The 18,006-nt window shown below is 68.3% G+C and carries 12 protein-coding genes; 7 read left to right on the top strand and 5 right to left on the bottom strand.

The window, feature by feature from the left end; all coding sequences use genetic code 11:
* Positions 1-386 precede the first annotated feature (386 nt).
* Both NBG84_RS18440 and NBG84_RS18435 read right to left on the bottom strand, forming a co-directional pair.
* Positions 387-884, bottom strand: a complete 498-nt coding sequence (locus NBG84_RS18440) for an SUKH-3 domain-containing protein (protein ID WP_250920573.1) — start codon at positions 882-884, stop codon at positions 387-389.
* A 10-nt stretch (positions 885-894) separates the two neighbouring features.
* The gene (locus NBG84_RS18435; RefSeq protein ID WP_250920572.1) at positions 895-1,410 is read right to left on the bottom strand and encodes a YwqJ-related putative deaminase; all 516 of its coding nucleotides are present in this window, start codon (positions 1,408-1,410) and stop codon (positions 895-897) included.
* Positions 1,411-1,641: 231 nt separating this feature from the next.
* On the opposite strand from NBG84_RS18435, the gene NBG84_RS18430 reads away from it, so the two are divergent.
* From NBG84_RS18430 to NBG84_RS18420, 3 genes are all read left to right on the top strand, one after another.
* On the top strand, positions 1,642-2,676 hold the full coding sequence (locus tag NBG84_RS18430) for an SMI1/KNR4 family protein (RefSeq protein ID WP_250920571.1): 1,035 nt from the start codon (positions 1,642-1,644) through the stop codon (positions 2,674-2,676).
* Positions 2,677-2,683: 7 nt separating this feature from the next.
* A complete protein-coding gene (locus tag NBG84_RS18425) occupies positions 2,684-5,242 on the top strand; it encodes an SUKH-4 family immunity protein (protein WP_250920570.1) in 2,559 nt (852 codons plus the stop codon).
* Positions 5,243-5,419: 177 nt separating this feature from the next.
* Complete coding sequence (locus NBG84_RS18420) at positions 5,420-6,307, top strand: coiled-coil domain-containing protein (RefSeq protein WP_250920569.1); 888 nt, start codon at positions 5,420-5,422, stop codon at positions 6,305-6,307.
* A 30-nt stretch (positions 6,308-6,337) separates the two neighbouring features.
* Here NBG84_RS18420 and NBG84_RS18415 read toward each other — a convergent pair whose 3' ends face one another.
* Positions 6,338-6,655, bottom strand: a complete 318-nt coding sequence (locus NBG84_RS18415) for a hypothetical protein (protein WP_250920568.1) — start codon at positions 6,653-6,655, stop codon at positions 6,338-6,340.
* Positions 6,656-6,781: 126 nt separating this feature from the next.
* Positions 6,782-8,371: an MDR family MFS transporter gene (locus NBG84_RS18410; protein WP_486679378.1), complete on the bottom strand. Its 1,590-nt coding sequence runs from the start codon at positions 8,369-8,371 to the stop codon at positions 6,782-6,784.
* Positions 8,372-8,759: 388 nt separating this feature from the next.
* Between NBG84_RS18410 and NBG84_RS18405 the strand changes: the two genes are divergently transcribed.
* A complete protein-coding gene (locus tag NBG84_RS18405; RefSeq protein ID WP_250920566.1) occupies positions 8,760-9,548 on the top strand; it encodes an ABC transporter ATP-binding protein in 789 nt (262 codons plus the stop codon).
* Positions 9,545-12,118 (top strand): ABC transporter permease, encoded by a 2,574-nt coding sequence (locus NBG84_RS18400; RefSeq protein WP_250920565.1) that lies wholly within the window; start codon positions 9,545-9,547, stop codon positions 12,116-12,118. Before NBG84_RS18405 ends, NBG84_RS18400 begins: the two co-directional genes overlap by 4 nt.
* A 98-nt stretch (positions 12,119-12,216) precedes the next feature.
* On the opposite strand, the gene NBG84_RS18395 is transcribed toward NBG84_RS18400, so the two are convergent.
* Positions 12,217-12,621, bottom strand: coding sequence for a hypothetical protein (locus NBG84_RS18395; protein ID WP_250920564.1), 405 nt, complete (start codon positions 12,619-12,621; stop codon positions 12,217-12,219).
* 311 nt (positions 12,622-12,932) lie between these two features.
* On the opposite strand from NBG84_RS18395, the gene NBG84_RS18390 reads away from it, so the two are divergent.
* Together NBG84_RS18390 and mfd are read left to right on the top strand one after the other, a co-directional pair.
* Positions 12,933-14,276 (top strand): helix-turn-helix transcriptional regulator, encoded by a 1,344-nt coding sequence (locus NBG84_RS18390; RefSeq protein ID WP_486679377.1) that lies wholly within the window; start codon positions 12,933-12,935, stop codon positions 14,274-14,276.
* Positions 14,277-14,450: 174 nt separating this feature from the next.
* A complete protein-coding gene (mfd, locus tag NBG84_RS18385) occupies positions 14,451-17,981 on the top strand; it encodes a transcription-repair coupling factor (protein ID WP_250920562.1) in 3,531 nt (1,176 codons plus the stop codon).
* Positions 17,982-18,006 lie beyond the last annotated feature (25 nt).

Raw genomic sequence — 18,006 nt, 5'->3', positions numbered from 1 at the left:
GTTTGAGGACGGAACCCCCCGCCTCGGGTGGGGACATCCGACACGGGGTCGCCCAGCCGGGGCGCCCAAGTCCTCGGGACTGGGTCACCTCCTCCGAGGCAAGGCCCCTGCCAGGGGTCCCGCCTCAGCCTGTCCGGCGTTTGAGGACGGAACCCCCCACCCCGGTGGGGATAACCGACACGGGGTCGCCCAGCCGGGGCATCCAAGTCCTCGGGACTGGGTCACCTCCTCCGAGGCAAGGCCCCTGCCAGGGGTCCCGCCTCAGCCTGTCCGGCGTTTGAGGACGGAACCCCCCACCCCCGGTGAGAACAACCAACACAGGAGCACCCAGCCGAGGCGCCCAAGACCCCAGGACACGGTCACCCCGCAAAAACAAGGCCCCCCGCCTAGGGGACCCCCATGGACAGACGCCGTGGCTGCAACCCCAGGACGAGCGTCGTCAGGGCCTGGACGATGTCCACTCCCAAGTACCAGTCCCCGGTGTGGTCCACGCTGTACACACGGCCCTGTGAGTCGATCGCCAGCACCGCCTGGTTGTCGCCTTCCGAGCCCAGTGGGGAGACCTCGGTGTCCAGTGCGCGTCCGAGGTCAGCGAGGGTGCGTGCCAGGTGGAGGCCGGCGAGTGGGTCGATGTGGAGGGTGGGCGGGGCGGTCTGTCGGCCTGGGCCGGGGGCGGTGATCCGGAGGTCGCCGAACTCCGCCCAGGCCTCCACCGCCGCCGGGAAGACGCTGTGCTGGTGTCCCGCTGGTGACGCGTAGGCACGCAGGCTGTCGGCCCAGTGTTCGGCGAGCTTGATGTCCCAGCGGCCAGGCTGCCACCCCGCCTCGCGCAGCGCGGCGTCGACGGCGACGGGAAACCGGGTCGTACTGAGGTTTTCGGACATCGGTGCGGATTCAGCCGTTCTCGTTGGCGGTCGGGTCCACTGCGCGTACCCCGAAGTGGTCGAGCATCGGTGCGCAGGAGCGGCAGGGCGCCGCGTAACTGCCGTGCAGTGGATCGCCGTCCTCACGGATTCTGCGCGCCGTCAGTTTTGACTGTTTCAGCGCTCGCTTGGCCTCGCTGTGGCTGAGTGGCCTGCGCCGGGCACGCTTGGATCGCTTGCCTTCGGCGCTGGTCAGATGGCGCGACAGCAGAATTGCTTCAGGACATCGGCCGGTGAAGCGCTCCCGCTGCCCGCTCGGTAGCCGGTCGAGAAAGTCCCGTACGAGGGGATGGAGGACAGGTGGCTGATCGCCCTTGCCCGCAGTGGACTTGAGCGTCTCCCCTTGGACGGAGAGCGCGGCTGCGACGGCCGGCAGGATGCCGTCCCGTCGGTGGCTCAGCGCGGGTACCCCTCCTTCCTCGGTGCTGCTCCAGCTGAGACGAGGGTCACTTGTGGTGACCGGTTGACCTGATTGCGCTGTGTGCATGGTGTCGCTGTCCCCTCCCGTGCACTCCCCCGAGTTGGGTGAACACCTTGCCAAACGTGGTGCGGGCTGTGGAAGCGGGGTGGGTTAAACGTGTCCTCTCGTCGTCGTTCGGTCACTCGCCCGTGACGGTTGGTGACGTACAGCGGGACTCCTGGAAGGACCGGTACTCCCCGTTGGTCCACCCGCATAGGCTGTCCCGGACAGCCAGAAGCCAGCAGGGGGCAGATCGCCATGACGACAGGTCGGCAAGGGCTGGGGGCACCGCCTGGCCCCCAGGGACACGTCACGCCACCGAACGGTCCGGTGAACGTCGCGCCGCCGAATGCGGGCTACGCCGGTCAGACTGTGTACTTCCCCGATCCGGTACGAGCCTCCCGGCACCCCCGAGGGGTGCGGATCGACGCCGACGGGTATCCGGATTTCAGCCCGTACGTCCGTGCCATGGCGGAGATCGCTGAACCGCCGCCGGGCTTCGGCATCGATGAACTGCGCCTCACCGACTACGTATCGGCGAATGCCGCGCTGCACGCGAGCGGCCATCAGCTGTGGGACACGGTCCCCGCGGTGGCTACTCCGCACGGCTGGACCTGGCATCACGTCCGCGGGACTCGGCGGATGGAACTGGTTCCGGTCGAGGTGAAGGCGCTGCTGCGCCACCACGGCGGCCTGGCGACCGCCGCCGTGGATCAGAACAAGCGTGGAACCCGTCCGCTCCAGGAGACCCGGCCCGCCCACTTCGGCCTTCCCAAGGGCACGTTGTCCGTCACTGAGCAGCAGCTCCTCGGTGTGGAGGAGGAGCTGGGCTATCGGCTGCCGGGGGCCTACCGCTCGTTCCTGAAGGCCGCCGGGGGGTGCGCCCCGGTCGGCACCGCGCTCGATGCCGAACTGGGTCTCCTGGTCGACCAGCCGTTCTTCACGGTCCGGGACGAGGCCGCGGTCAATGACCTGGTCTATGTCAACAAGTGCCTGCGTGACCATCTCACCAAGGACTTCCTGGGTGTCGGTTTTGTCCAGGGTGGCATTCTGGCAGTGAAGGTCAGGGGTTCGGCGATCGGTTCCGTATGGTTCTGCGCCTATGACGACGCGCGGGACCAGAATGGTTGGCACATTCAGGACCGGGTGGATCGGCTGTTGTTGCCGTGTGGTGCTGACTTCGATGGGTTCCTCCAGCGGCTCGCTGGCAATCCGCCCGAGTTGGAGACTGTGGCGAATCTGATGGTGGACGGCGGCTTTGCGCACGTCGTCCCAGTCGCGGATGGGGAGTGACGCTCCGATGGTGACCTTCGCGCAGGCGCAGGAGCGTGCGGAAGAGTGGGTCAACGGCGATATGCCGGTGTACCAGCACCGTGAGGTGCGGGTGCGGGAATTCGAACTCGGCTTCGTAGTGTGGGCCGAGGACCGTGAGGACGTGGCGACACCGGATGGTGGGCATCAGCGCCTGGTGATCGCGCGGGACAGCGGTGAGGCGACGCTCTGGCCCGGACTGCCGATCGGCGAGGTGATCAGGCGGTACGAGGAGGAGTACGGCGCCCAGGCGATCGCTCCCGAGGCCGCCACCCCACCGCCCCAGCGGATCGATCTCAATCAGACGTCGTTCCTGCTCACTCCACCGGAGTGGCTCCAGGACGCGGCCGACAGGCTGGGCACGCTCGGCGGCCGGCCGACCTCGGAGCCCGCGCCCGTCGCGGCGTCGGAGGGGCAGGGGGTGGGAGTCCCCCCGTCGCACGGTCGCGGGGTAGGGCGGTTTGACGCGCCTTCCGATTCGCCCGCTGCCGGCACTCCTGCCGCTTCGGACGGGGTCGGAGCGACCGGTGGCCCCGGAGCTGTCCCCGTTCCGGCGGATACGCGCCAGCCGAGCACCGGCCCCGGTGCTCCGGTCGCCGACGCGCCGGGACCATCGCCCGCCCCGGTGGGTCCGGATGAGCCCGTGCGGGCGCCATGGGACACGCCCCCGCCGGCAGCGGCCGATGCCAACGACCGCATCGCCGGAGCCGACGGCGGTTCGGCCAACGCCTCCCAGGCGAGTAGCGGGTCAATCGGCGGCGACGCCGCCTGGTCAGGCGATCGATCGGCAGGGGGCAACGCCTCACAGGGCGGCACCATGTGGCTGGCCCCCGCGGGCGATGGGGACCGTGAGCCGACGCCTTCGGACGGCCGTGGCGGTGCGTCCTGGAACGACACCAGTTCGATACACACGAACGACCCCTCTGTGCCGTTGCCCGACACGGTGTTCGCGCCGCCCGTCGCCGGTGTGGACGACGACGGGAAGCCCCCGTCCGGGGTCGGCCCGGACGCGCCGACCGCGCTGATGTCGGGCGGTAGCCAGTTGCCGCAGACGGTCAGGCAGGAGGGGCCCATCGGTGGGCTGAGGCCGTCGTCCGGTGGTGCGGCCGACATAGCGGAGGCCGCCACCAGCAAGAGCCAACGGCCACAGCGGCCCACCCGCGGTGGGGTTCCGGCGACGCCGCCACCGCCTGGCCCGCCGCCTGCTCCTCCTGGCATCCCGGGAGCGCCGGCTCCTCCCGGCCCGCCGGGAGCCCCCGTTCCTCCGGGACCGCCCGCGAACGGCTATCTCCCCACGCAGCTCAGTCCGCAACTCGACTCGGGGCAGGCCCGACCGCCGGGGCCGCAAGCCCCTCCCGGGCCGCCCGGCCCTCCCGCTCCTCCTGGTCCTCCCCCGGGGGCGACCCCTCCGCCAGACGGGGTGCATCGCGCGGCGACCATGCTGGCCGATCCGGGGCCACCCGGGATCGGCGGCCCGGGTGTGCCCGCGCACCCCGGCCCGCCGGGTCCGCCGCCTGGTTCCGTACCGGGGGCCAGGCCCCCCACGTACGGTTATCCACCGCAGCCCCACGGAGTGCCGACCGTCGGCCCCGGATATCAGGCGGTGCTGCGCTACCGCGCGCCCGATGGCTCCGAGGCTCAGCTGATCCGCCGGTCGGCACCTGGTACTCCGCACCCGGAGTGGCAGATCCTGCATGAGCTGCGGGCGCTGAACGTGCCGCCGCAGCAGGTGCTGGAGTTGCACACCGAGCTGGAGTCCTGCCAGCTCCCGGGCGGCTACTGCGCTCGGATGATCAAGGAGACCTGGCCGCAGGCGAGGATCACCAATATCGCCCCCTACGGCAGGGACCACGCCAGCCGGCAGCAGGGGATGCGTCAACTGATCACCCACCAGGGCGAGCTGCACCAGGTGGCGGACGGTCCGGCCAGGCCGGCACCGGTGCGGGCTCCGTTGCAGCATGTGCAGCAGGCTCCGGCGGTGCCGCCGCAGGCGGTGGCGCAGGAGTTGGTGTCCGCGTTCGGGCCGCAGGGCATCTGCCGGTTCGACCAGCGAGCGGTCTCACGTCAGGGGGTGCCGGAGGTGGTGGCGGCAACCCTGGTGTGGGCGGGGCTGCCGGGTGACTTCAACCCGTTCTTCTGGGCACAGCCCGCCCAGCCGGTGGTGCCGACCCTGGCTGAGCTCGCCGCTCAGCGCCAGGTGCAGGCCGCGATGGACGCCGGCTCCTATCTGGTGGTCGGCAGCGACTTCGGCCGGGCGATCTGTGTCCAGTACGGCACGGCCCATATCGTGGCGGTGCCGGTTGAGGCCGGTCCCGGTGGGCAGCCGACGGCGCCGCAGTTCGTCAACAGCGGGCTACCGGAGTTCGTGCGCTGTATGGCGCTGCTCGGTCGGATGTGGCGCTACCGCTACAGCCTCAACCCGGAGCAGGCCGGTCGCTGGACCGTCGACTTCCAGGCGCAGCTGGCATCACTGGACCCGGCGGCGCTGGCATCGCCGGAGAACTGGTGGTCAGTTCTGCTCGAACAGATGTGGGACGGTTTGCTGTAATTGTCGCCGTTCGGGACGTAGGGGCGTCCGGTCCGTGATTGCGGGCCGGACGCCTGTTTCGTTTTCTTGGGACGGGTACCGCATCCTTGGCCGACATAGTTAGGTGGAGTGTCGCAATGTCGACACTTTGCTGGAATCCGGGATGATATGTACAGAATCGCGGAAGGGGCTTGAAGGATGAGTGCTGCATCGGTGTCAGCTCATGGCTTCGCCGTCGTGCGTCGTGGCTATCACATGGAGCAGGCCGACGCCCATGTCACCGCCCTGTCCCAAGATCGGGACGAAGCCTGGGAGCGGACGGCGCGGCTGACCGTACTCGCCAAGAAGATGGAGGCGGAGGCGACCCGGCTGCGCGAGGTGGTCGCAACGCTCGCTCCGCAGACGTACGAGGCGATGGGCGAGCGGGCCCAGCAACTCTTGGCGCTCACCGAGGAGGAGGCGGACGACGTGCGGGGGAGCGCACACGCCGCCGCGCGGGAGGCTGCTCAGGCGGCGGATGCCGAGGCGCGTCGGCTCCGGGGTGAGGCCCGCGAAGAGGCCGACCGGTTGCTGGCCAAGGCCCATGACGATGCTGAACGTGCGCTGCAAGCCGCCCAGAAGTCCGCGGATGGCACGCTTATGGAGGCCCGGGAGGAGGCGAAGGCCCTTCGGGCGGATGCCCTGACGGCGTGGGAGGAGATGCGCGACCGCGCCGAGGGTCTCCTTGCCGACCTGGAGTCGAAGCAGGCCGCGCGGTGGGAGGCGGACGGCCGGGAGCTCGCCGCGCGTCTCGCGGAGCAGGAGGCGCGTCACACGGAGTTGATGACCCTGGCGGAGAGCGTCCTTGCGAAGGCCAAGCGGGCGTTCTCGGAAACCGAGGAGAAGTCCCGCCACGACCAGGAGGACGCGGAGGCCCGCGCAACCGAACTGATCACTCAGGCCCAGGTCCAGGAGGAACGGACCACGCGCGAAACGGAACGGGTGCTGCGCGAGCATGAGGAGTCCCGCGAGGAGATGCAGGCACATATGGCACATGTGCGCAGCAGCCTGGCGGCCTTGACGGGGAGGACCCCCGCGGAGGGCTGACGGCTCCTTTTACGCGGTTGCTTCACTGGGCTACTTCACTGCGGGGGGTGGGGTGTCGGGGATGACGGGGTTGTTCTCGCACCCCATGCCTTTCAGCGCCTTCTGGGTGGCTGCGAGGAGGAGGGTGAAGCGCTCGCGGTGGCTGGTGGAGCCGGTGAGTGTGTCGTGGATGTAGGCGTTGAACGGGAGCCCTTCGAGTTGCCCCGGTTCGCTGCCCGCGATCTTGCATATGGACGACGAGGTCCCCCGAACTGCCGCCGGTTTCGGCGGGGAGTTGGTTGGGACGGGTCCGTGCCGTATCGCCGCCAAGGATTCAGCCTTGGCCTGTTCCCATTCGTTCCATGTCATAACTCCCCCCGGAGCAATATGAGTTGGGCACTTGGCAAGCGCCGGCCAACCCTAACGGAATCTCGGGTACGTCAGGCAAAGCGGCGCACCGGGTGCCTGGCGAGAAGCGGGTGGGTCCTCCGGGCGTCAGGAGGGTTTGTCGCAGGGTGCGTTCGGTGTGAGGGGTTGATCGAGCACCGGCTCTGGTGGGGCTGTCTCATCATCGATCACGGGGAAGCGGCGGGGGGCGATGAACACCAGGGCCAGCAGGGCGAGCACGGCTGCCGCCGCGGCCCCGATGTAGACATAGTCCACGGCGGTGTCCACCGCTCGGCGCAGTCGGTCCGCGGCCTCGGCGGTGAGGGATGCCGGGTCCTCCAGTGCGGTGGACACCGAGTCCAGATCGCCCGAGCCCCCCAGGCGGGAGGCCAGCACACCGTTGGCCACCGCACCGAAGAGTGCGGCTCCCACGCTCTGGCCTATCTGGCGGTAGAAGAGGACGGATGCCGTCGCGGTGCCCCGCTCGGACCAACCCACGGTCGCCTGCACACCGACGATCAGTGGTAGCTGGAAGAAACCCAACGCCCCGCCCAGGAGCAGCATCAGCAAGGCCGGCTGCCAGGCGGAGCCGGGGTAGGGAAGGAAGGGGAAGACCGCCAGGATCAGCGAGGCGAGTGAGATGCCGATGATGGCGGTCATCCGGAAGCCGATGCGGTTGTAGAGGTGGCTGGAGGACGCGGCGGCTATGGGCCAGCTGATCGTCATCACCGAGAGCACGAAACCCGCGGCGACCGGTCCCAGACCCAGTACGGATTGCGCGTAGGTCGGCAGGAAGACGATGGGCGCGATGATCACCAGCCCCAACGCGCCCAGCGCCACATTGACGGCGGCGATCGTGCGTCTGCGCCAGACCCAGCCGGGCAGGATCGGGTCGGCCGCTCGCCGCTCCACCACGATGGTCAGGGCGATCAGCGCCACACCCGTACCGAACAGGGCGAGGGAGGGGGCGGAGAGCCATGGCCAGGCGATGCCTCCCTGCACCAGGGCGATCAGGAGCGTGGTGCCCGAGCTGAAGACGAGGACCGCGCCGGGCCAGTCGATACGAGGGCGTGGTGTCACCTTCGGACGCGACGGTTCCTGGAGATGGCGCTGGATCAGCCAGAGCGCTACGAGGCCTACCGGCAGACTGACCAGGAAGATCCAGCGCCAGTCGGTGTAGGTGGCGAGCAGCCCGCCGATCGCCGGTCCCGCGACCGCTGAGGCGGCCCAGACCGAGGAGAGCCGGGCTTGGATCTTGGGGCGTTCCTTCAGGGGGTAGAGATCGGCGGCGATCGTCTGCACGGTGCCCTGGATCGCTCCACCGCCTAGCCCCTGGATCACCCGGAAGGCGATCAGCGAGCCCATGTTCCAGGCGGTGGCGCACAGGATGGTGCCGATCAGGAAGATGACGATGCCGACGACGAGGACGGGCTTGCGCCCAAGGGTGTCGGAGAGCTTGCCGTAGATGGGGATGCTGACCGTGAGGGCGAGCAGATAGCCGGCGAAGATCCAGGAGAAGAGGGAGAAGCCGCCGAGGTCGCCGACGATCTGCGGAACGGCGGTGGAGACCGTGGTGCCCTCCAGCGCGACGAGGGCGATGCTCATCATCAGCGCGGCGACCAGCGCTCGGCGTCCCGGGGGTTGCTGGGCGGGTCTTGGGGGCCGTTGGTCCGCTGTGGACGGCTCCGGTCTCTCTATCACCACCAAATCCTTTCGATATGCACCTATTTCCGGGGACACCTTCTCACTTGAGGTTGACGCAGCGGGAGGGTGCAGGCTCTTTCGGTGACGCACATCTCCCATCCGCAGGGCCGGGGGTAGGGGGTTTTCCATCCGGGGGTGGAGAACCCCTAGGGGCTCCTCCCTACGTCCGGGCGGGGAACGCTCGTACCCCGGAACGAGGAGAACAGTGCGACTCACTGCTTACGTTGTTCCTACGGCGTCGGGCAGTTGAGGACATCGCCGGGGGTGGGGAAAACCCCCGGTTCAAGACTGCGCCTTGCCCCAGCGCGCCGGACTCCTTCCGCCGACAGACTCATTCGGGTACGCGGCGACATCTGAACCGACCGACATTTGGAGACTTAAAGTGACAACGGCTGTTACCACTCCCCGCCACGGGGACACCGGAGGGCGTACGGCCGTCGCCGCACGCGGTCGGCAGGTCGTCAAGGCGTACGGTTCCGGGGAGACGCGTGTGGTCGCCCTCGATCATGTCGATGTCGACATCGCTCGCGGACAGTTCACCGCGATCATGGGTCCGTCCGGCTCGGGCAAGTCCACCCTGATGCACTGCCTCGCCGGCCTCGACACCGTGACCTCGGGCAACATCTACCTCGACGACACCGAGATCACCGGCCTCAAGGACAAGAAGCTCACCCAACTCCGCCGGGACCGGATCGGCTTCATCTTCCAGGCGTTCAATCTGCTGCCCACGCTCAACGCCCTGGAGAACATCACCCTCCCCATGGACATCGCGGGCCGTAAGCCGGACGCCGCCTGGCTCAACCGGGTCGTTGACACCGTCGGCCTCTCCGAGCGGCTCAAGCACCGGCCCAACCAGCTCTCCGGCGGTCAGCAGCAGCGCGTCGCCGTCGCCAGGGCACTCGCCGCCCAGCCCGAGATCATCTTCGGTGACGAGCCCACCGGAAACCTCGACTCCCGCGCCGGCGCCGAGGTACTCGGCTTCCTGCGCCGCTCGGTCGATGAGCTGGGCCAGACCATGGTGATGGTCACCCATGACCCCGTGGCGGCCTCCTACGCGGACCGGGTGATCTTCCTGGCCGACGGCCGGATCGTGGACGAGATGTTCCGCCCCACCGCCGACGCCGTACTGGACCGCATGAAGGACTTCGACGCCCGGGGGCGTACGTCGTGACCGTATTCAAGACCTCCCTGCGCAACTTCTTCGCGCACAAGGGACGCATGGCGCTGTCGGCGATAGCGGTCATGCTCTCCGTCGCCTTCGTGTCGGGGACGCTCGTCTTCACCGACACCATGAACACCACCTTCGACAAGCTCTTCGCCATCACCTCGGCCGATGTCACCGTCAGCCCGAGTGAGGAGGACGAGGACGACGAGAGACCGCAGAGCGGCAAGCCGGCGGCCCTGCCCGCCTCCGTTCTGGCGAAGGTCGCGGCGACACCCGGTGTGGAGGCCGCCGAGGGCGCCGTCACCAGTGCGAGCGTCACCGTCGTCAACTCCAAGAACAAGGACATCGGTGCCAGCGGCGGTGCTCCCACCATCGCCGGCAACTGGACCAGGAACGAACTCCGCTCCATGGAGATCTCCTCGGGCAACGCCCCGCGCGGCCCCACCGAGGTGATGGTCGACGCCGAGACCGCCGACAAGCAGAACCTCAGCATCGGCGACGAGGTCCGTACGATCTCCGCCGTCGGCGACTTCACCACCAAGATCGTCGGAATTGCCTCGTTCAAGGTCACCAACCCCGGTGCGGCGGTGTTCTTCTTCGACACCCCCACCTCCCAGCGCCATCTGCTGGGCAAGGAAGGACTGTTCACCAACATCACGGCCGAGGCGGCTGACGGGGTGAGCAACGATCAGCTCAAGAAGGACGTGGGCGCCGCCCTCGGCGGCGGCTACGAGATCCTGACCGCGAAGCAATCCGCCGACGAGGGCCGCAAGGACGTCGGCGAATTCCTGAACGTCATGAAGTACGCCATGCTCGGCTTCGCCGGGATCGCCTTCTTGGTCGGCATCTTCCTGATCGTCAACACCTTCTCGATGCTGGTCGCCCAGCGCACCCGCGAGATCGGTCTGATGCGGGCCATCGGCTCCAGTCGTAAGCAGGTCAACCGCTCCGTACTGATCGAAGCGCTCTTCCTGGGCATCGTCGGCTCCATCGCCGGTGTCGCAGCAGGAGTGGGCATCGCCATCGGGCTGATGGAACTCATGGGCTCCATGGGCATGAACCTGTCCACCGACGACCTGACCGTCAAGGCGACCACTCCCATCGTCGGAGTCGCCCTCGGTGTGATCGTCACCATCCTGGCCGCCTACGTTCCCGCACGCCGAGCGGGCAGGGTCTCCCCGATGGCCGCACTGCGTGACGCGGGCAACCCGGGCGACCGCAAGTCCGGCTGGATCAGGGCCGCCATCGGGCTCGTCCTCACCGGCGCCGGCGCCGCCTCCCTCTACGCCACCACCCAGGCGGACAAGGCGAGCGACGGCTCCATGGTCCTTGGCATCGGAGTGGTCCTCTCGCTCCTCGGCCTGATCGTGATCGGCCCGCTGCTGGCGGGCGTGGTGGTACGGGCCATCAGCGTGGTGCTGCTGCGGATGTTCGGCCCGGTCGGGCGGATGGCCGAGCGCAACGCGCTACGCAACCCCCGCCGTACGGGAGCGACCGCCGCCGCCCTGATGATCGGCCTCGCCCTGGTGGCCTGCCTGTCGGTCGTCGGTTCCTCGATGGTCGCGTCGGCGACGGACGAACTCGACAAGTCGGTCGGCGCGGACTTCATCGTGCGCACCGAGACCGGGCAGCCGATCGTGCCGCAGGCCTACGAGGCGATGAAGAAGACCGACTCCATCGACCACATCACCCAGTACAAGGACGTGACCGCCAAGGTCACCGCCCCGAACGGCAAGGCCGCCAAGGAGACCGTCGTCGCGGCCGACCCCACCTACCCCCAGGACCTGCGCCGCAAGGTCGTGGACGGTGACCTGAACGCCGCATACGGCAAGGGCTCCATGTCGGTGGGGGACGAGTACGCCAAGAAGCACGGGGTGAAGGTCGGAGACACCCTCACCGTGGACTTCATCGTCGGGGACACCGTCCAGCTCAAGGTCAGGGCCATCACCTCGGACGACGGCGCACTCGACCAGGGCGTGAAGTTCATCAGCACGGCGACCCTGCAACAGCATGTCCCGGCCGACAAGATGCCGCAGAACCTGATGCTGCTCGCGTCCGCGAAGGACGGCCAGGAGAAGGAGGCACTCACCGCGCTCAAGGCGTCCCTGGAGGCGTACCCGCAGTACAAGGTGCAGAACCAGGCCGACTACAAGCAGACCCTGAAGGACCAGATCGGCCAGCTGCTGAACATCGTCTACGGTCTGCTGGCACTCGCGATCATCGTCGCCGTACTGGGAGTGGTGAACACCCTCGCCCTCTCGGTGGTGGAGCGGACCCGGGAGATCGGTCTGCTGCGCGCCATCGGACTCTCCCGCCGACAGCTGCGCCGCATGATCCGGATGGAGTCGGTGGTGATCGCCGTCTTCGGCGCGCTGCTCGGTCTCGGCCTGGGAATGGGCTGGGGCATGGCGGCCCAGAAGCTGCTGGCCCTGGAAGGCCTGAAGGTCCTGGAGATCCCCTGGCCGACGATCATGACGGTCTTTGTCGCCTCGGCCTTCGTGGGTCTCTTCGCCGCCCTGGTCCCGGCCTTCCGGGCGGGCCGGATGAACGTACTGAACGCCATCGCGACCGAGTAACCGACCAGAGGACCGGGGGAGCCCTGCGGGGCTGCGGTAATGGGGGACGGCCCCCGGGACGCGGAGGAATCGCATCCCGGGGGCCGTGCGTTGGGTACCTACGAAGTCCCCTGGACGCGGTGTCGCCAGGCGGCGATGAGCGCATCGATCTCCGCGGTCAGCCGGCCGTACTCGGGGGTGGCGCGGATCGCCTCGATCTCCGGGTCGCAGAGGTCGAAGCTGTGCGGGCCCCGATGGCGGGCGAAGAGAGTGCAGGCTTCGTCGTTCTGATCCGACCTTCCGTTGTGAGCTGGACAGTCAGGCAGCAGGAGTACGGACTCGGGCGCCCGGCCATCCGCCCAAGCGGCCCACATCTCGCCCTGCCGGGAGTCGTCCAGTTGCCACACCAGGTCGTGGTGGCGACCGGTGGTGTGTGCTGCCAGCTTGCAGCGGAGAAAGGTCTCGACATAGAGCGGATCGCCCGCGTCGGGGGCCAGTCGCATCATCTGCGCGACAAGCGACAAGCGACAAGCGGCATCGGCATGACGGCCAGGGCGGCGCAGACCTGGTGCTGTTCACCTGGCGTCTGGGGCGTAGTTCTGCCCAATGGGTGGCCTATCGACGGGGTGTCCGGCTGTTCAGAGGCGTCACCCGCTCGCTCAACCGGCTTTGACTCACTCAACAGTGCGCCTCCCTTTCCCAGTCTGAGGACGATGAACAAAGAACACCGAATCGGGGGAACTCAAGCCACTCTGAAAAGGCTGCGCTTAGGAGGCGCATAGGCTTCGCTGGATAGCCTGTTCAGTAAGCTCGCCCGGCCGCAGAGGTAGGAACAATGACGGGCAGGAGGGAGCGCTTTGCCCAGCACCGGAATTCATGCGGTTGCAGTCAAGAGAAGTTCGCAGAGGCAGTCGGGGTTGACCGATCAACGGTTCAGCGCTGGGAACGTGGTTCCGCCAGTCCTCAGCCATGGCAGCGGTCAAAGATCGCACTATTTTTTGATTTGACCATGCGCGAACTCGAAGTTCTGATCACCTCCCAGCAACAGACCTCAACTGGAGATGGGCTCGAAGTTCCGCTGGACCGCCCGGATATCGGCGGTCAGGACTTAGGCTTGAGGGAAAGCCTCGGGGAGGTTCCGCTCTCAGCAACTCCCCACAGCGCAGAAGACGGAGACGACCCAATGAAGCGCCGCATTCTCCTGCGCGGCGCGCTCGCTGCCGGTCTGGCAGGTCCCGGGCTCGCCGCTTTGTCCCACACCCGTCATGAGATCGATGCTGCTCTCTCCGCTGATCACAGCATCATCGACGTTGGCTTCTGGGAGTCGACGGCCGAGCGCCATAGCTACGGCTATGCGGGCCAGACTCCCCTCGACGTACTCTCCTCTCTTCTCGATGACTTCGCCGAACTGCGCCGTTCCCTATTCCGACCCCAGACGGTCCGGAACCGTACGGCCCTGTGCCACGCGACGGGGCAGATGGCGGGTATGGCTGCGATCGTTCTGCATGACCTCGGGCAGCATCGCGAGGCCCACCGTTGGTTCGACACTGCTGGGCGGGCGGCTGAGCAGTCAGGGGACCGGCTGCTGAACGCCTGGGTGGTGGGCCGGGAGGCCATGGTTCCGTTGAACTACGGCGCACCGCAGGCGGCTGCCCGGCTTGCGGACAAGGCGCGGCATCTTGCGGGCGGTGCTCCCTCGGCTGCCGCGGTGCTTGCGTCCGCTGTCGCGTCTCGTGCCTATGCAGCCGGAGGGGATCGAGACAGGGCACTGCAAGCGGTGGCGCGGACGGAGGCGCTTGCCGAGCGGCTGACGCCGCAGCAACACGCGGACACCTGGTTCGGGTATCCGATGCAGAAGCACTTCGTTCACATGAGTCAGGCACTGACGGTGTTGGGTGAGACCGATCGTGCCTACCAGGCACAGACGCGGGCACGGGAGCTTTCGCGGTCGCCCTCCCTGATGACACGGGCCTTGATCGCCATCGATCAAGCATCTTGCCGGGCCCAGGACGGTGAGCCGGTCGAGGCTGCTCAGATCGCTGCCCAGGCGTATGGCCGTCTTCCGACCGCCTACCGCACGGGGCTCACCCGGACCCGGGCCAAGGCTCTCCACCGGTCGCTGCCCCCGGGTACTCCCGGAGCCGATGAGCTGGCCGACGCGCTGACCAAGACCGGGTGACCCGGTCCGCCGCAGTCCAAGATCGTTGAGTGCGCGCCGATTGGCTCGTGGCCCTGGGACGGCCCACCCACTGCGGAGGCGCCCCCCACCCCCGCGGGCGTACGCTGGAGAGCCCGGCCCGTTGGACGTGTCGGGTCGTTTGTGTTGCGCACCCCCCGGGACGGAAAGCCTTTCATGAGCCTGCACGGTCTCCTCGATGCCGTCGTCCGCGACCCTGCGCTTGCCGAGGCGGTGCAGACCGCTCGTGGTCCCGGCCCTGCCCACGTTGACCTGGTGGGGCCGCCCGCGGCCCGGCCCTTCGCGGTGGCCGCGCTCGCCCGGGGGACCGGGCGTACGGTGCTCGCCGTCACCGCGACCGGGCGGGAGGCGGAGGATCTGGCCGCCGCGCTGCGCTCGCTGCTGCCCGAGGACGGGATCGCCGAGTACCCCTCCTGGGAGACGCTGCCGCATGAGCGGCTCTCGCCGCGTTCGGACACGGTCGGCCGACGGCTCGCCGTGCTGCGCAGGCTCACCCATCCATCCAGCGACGACCCCTCCACCGGGCCGGTCTCGGTGCTGGTCGCGCCGATCCGCTCCGTGCTCCAACCGCAGGTCAAGGGCCTGGGCGAGTTGGAACCCGTGGCTCTGCGGTCCGGGCAGCAGGCCGACCTCGGGGATGTGGTGGACGCGCTGGCGGCAGCCGCGTACTCCCGGGTGGAGTTGGTGGAGAAGCGCGGTGAGTTCGCGGTGCGCGGCGGCATCCTGGATGTCTTTCCGCCAACTGAGGAGCACCCCCTACGGGTGGAGTTCTGGGGCGATGACGTCGAGGAGATCCGCTACTTCAAGATCGCCGATCAGCGGTCGCTGGAAGTCGCCGAGCACGGTCTGTGGGCGTCGCCCTGCCGGGAGCTGCTGCTGACCGACGAGGTGCGCGGGCGGGCGGCGGAACTCGCCGAGGCCCATCCCGAGCTGGGCGAGCTGCTGCACAAGATCGCTGAGGGAATCGCCGTCGAGGGCATGGAGTCACTGGCTCCGGTCCTGGTCGACGAGATGGAACTGCTGCTCGACGTGTTGCCCAAGGGCTCGATGGCCGTGGTCTGCGACCCGGAGCGGGTCCGCACCAGGGCCGCTGACCTGGTGGCCACCAGCCAGGAGTTCCTCCACGCCTCGTGGGCCGCCACGGCCGGCGGGGGAGAGGCCCCCATCGACGTGGGCGCGGCCTCGTTGCGGGGGATCGCCGAGGTTCGGGACCGGGCGCGGGAACTGGACATGATGTGGTGGTCCGTCTCGCCCTTCGCCGCCGACGAGGAGCTCTCCGAAGGCACCATCAAGCTGGGGATGCACGCCACCGAGTCCTACCGCGGCGACACCGCGAGGGCGCTCGCCGACACCAAGGGCTGGCTCTCGGACGGCTGGCAGACGGTCTATGTCACCGAGGCCCACGGCCCCGCGGCCCGTACCGCCGAGGTGCTGGGCAGCGAGGGCATCGCGGCCCGGCTGGAAGCCAGCCTCGACGACATCACCCCGTCCCTGGTCCATGTGGCCTGCGGCTCGATCGACTACGGCTTCATCGACCCCGGTCTGAAGCTCGCCGTCCTCACCGAGACGGATCTGTCGGGTCAGAAGGCCGCGGGCAAGGACGGCCAGCGGATGCCGACCCGCCGCCGTAAGACGATCGACCCGCTCACGTTGGAGACCGGCGACTACATCGTCCATGAGCAGCACGGTGTCGGCCGCTATGTGGAGATGGTGCAGCGCACGGTCCAGGGCGCGACCAGGGAGTATCTGGTGGTCGAGTACGCGCCCGCCAAGCGCGGTCAGCCCGGCGACCGGCTCTACATCCCCACCGAGCAGCTGGAGCAGATCACCAAGTACGTGGGTGGTGAGGCCCCGACTCTGCACCGGCTCGGCGGTGCGGACTGGACCAAGACCAAGGCGCGGGCGAAGAAGGCCGTCAAGGAGATCGCGGCCGACCTCATCAAGCTGTACTCGGCCCGGATGGCGGCCCCCGGGCACGCGTTCGGCCCGGACACCCCCTGGCAGCGTGAGCTGGAAGACGCCTTCCCCTATGTCGAGACCCCCGATCAGCTCTCCACGATCGCCGAGGTCAAGGAGGACATGGAGAAGACGGTTCCGATGGACCGGCTGGTCTGTGGCGATGTGGGGTACGGCAAGACCGAGATCGCGGTACGGGCCGCGTTCAAGGCGGTCCAGGACGGCAAGCAGGCCGCCGTGCTCGTACCGACGACCCTGCTGGTGCAGCAGCACTTCGGGACGTTCTCCGAGCGGTACTCCCAGTTCCCGGTCGTGGTGCGGGCGCTGTCGCGCTTCCAGTCCGACGCGGACGCCAAGGCGACCCTGGAGGGGCTGCGAGAGGGCTCGGTCGACATCGTCATCGGTACGCATCGACTGTTCTCGTCCGAGACCAGGTTCAAGGACCTCGGACTGGTCATCGTCGATGAGGAGCAGCGGTTCGGCGTGGAGCACAAGGAGCAGCTGAAGAAGCTGCGGGCCAATGTGGATGTGCTGACGATGTCCGCGACGCCGATCCCGCGCACCTTGGAGATGGCGGTCACCGGTATCCGTGAGATGTCGACGATCACCACCCCGCCGGAGGAGCGGCACCCGGTGCTGACCTTCGTCGGTCCGTACGAGGAGAAGCAGATCGGCGCGGCCATTCGACGCGAGTTGCTGCGCGAGGGCCAGGTCTTCTACATCCACAACCGGGTGGAGTCCATCGACCGGGCGGCGGCTCGGCTGCGGGACATCGTGCCGGAGGCCCGGATCGCCACGGCCCATGGCCAGATGTCGGAGTCGGCGTTGGAGCAGGTGGTGGTGGACTTCTGGGAGAAGAAGTTCGATGTGCTCGTCTCCACGACGATCGTTGAGTCCGGTATCGACATCTCCAACGCCAATACGCTCATCGTGGAGCGCGGTGACAACTTCGGTCTCTCGCAGTTGCACCAGTTGCGCGGCCGGGTCGGTCGTGGCCGGGACCGGGGCTATGCCTACTTCCTCTATCCGCCGGAGAAGCCGCTCACCGAGACCGCGCACGAGCGCCTCGCCACCATCGCCCAGCACACCGAGATGGGCGCGGGCATGTATGTGGCGATGAAGGACCTGGAGATCCGTGGTGCGGGCAATCTGCTCGGCGGGGAGCAGTCCGGGCACATCGCGGGCGTCGGCTTCGATCTGTATGTGCGGATGGTGGGCGAGGCGGTCGCGGACTACCGGGCCTCGCTGGAGGGCGGGGTGCAGGAAGAGCCGCCGCTGGAGGTGAAGATCGAGCTTCCGGTGGATGCGCATGTTCCGCATGACTACGCCCCCGGCGAGCGGCTGCGGCTCCAGGTGTACCGGTCGATCGCCGCGGTCAATACGGAAGAGGACATCAAGGCCGTCCGCGAAGAGCTCGTCGACCGGTACGGCAAGCTCCCGGAGCCGGTGGAGAACCTGCTGCTGGTCGCGGGACTGCGGATGCTGGCCCGGGCTTGCGGGGTCGGTGAGATCGTCCTCCAGGGGGCGAACATCCGGTTTGCCCCGGTCGAGCTGAGGGAGTCCCAGGAGCTGCGGTTGAAGCGGCTGCATCCCCGCTCGGTGATCAAGCCCGCCGCCCACCAGGTGCTGGTGCCGCGTCCCGCGGCGGGGAAGATCGGTGGCAAGCCCGTGGTGGGTCGGGAACTGCTGGGGTGGACCGGCGAATTCCTCACCACGATCCTGGGCTCGTGATCGAGGAGCGGCCGTAAGGCTCCAC

This window comes from Streptomyces albipurpureus (genome assembly GCF_023701525.1).
In the GTDB taxonomy this organism is placed as follows: Bacteria; Actinomycetota; Actinomycetes; order Streptomycetales; family Streptomycetaceae; genus Streptomyces; species Streptomyces albipurpureus.
This window is presented reverse-complemented; position numbering and strand designations above follow the sequence as displayed.

Coding starts and splice junctions, on each gene's coding strand:
- NBG84_RS18440 (WP_250920573.1), bottom strand. CDS start 884: ATGTCCGAAAACCTCAGTACGACCCGGTTTCCCGTCGCCGTCGACGCC.
- NBG84_RS18435 (WP_250920572.1), bottom strand. CDS start 1,410: ATGCACACAGCGCAATCAGGTCAACCGGTCACCACAAGTGACCCTCGT.
- NBG84_RS18430 (WP_250920571.1), top strand. CDS start 1,642: ATGACGACAGGTCGGCAAGGGCTGGGGGCACCGCCTGGCCCCCAGGGA.
- NBG84_RS18425 (WP_250920570.1), top strand. CDS start 2,684: ATGGTGACCTTCGCGCAGGCGCAGGAGCGTGCGGAAGAGTGGGTCAAC.
- NBG84_RS18420 (WP_250920569.1), top strand. CDS start 5,420: ATGAGTGCTGCATCGGTGTCAGCTCATGGCTTCGCCGTCGTGCGTCGT.
- NBG84_RS18415 (WP_250920568.1), bottom strand. CDS start 6,655: ATGACATGGAACGAATGGGAACAGGCCAAGGCTGAATCCTTGGCGGCG.
- NBG84_RS18390 (WP_486679377.1), top strand. CDS start 12,933: ATGACGGGCAGGAGGGAGCGCTTTGCCCAGCACCGGAATTCATGCGGT.
- mfd (WP_250920562.1), top strand. CDS start 14,451: ATGAGCCTGCACGGTCTCCTCGATGCCGTCGTCCGCGACCCTGCGCTT.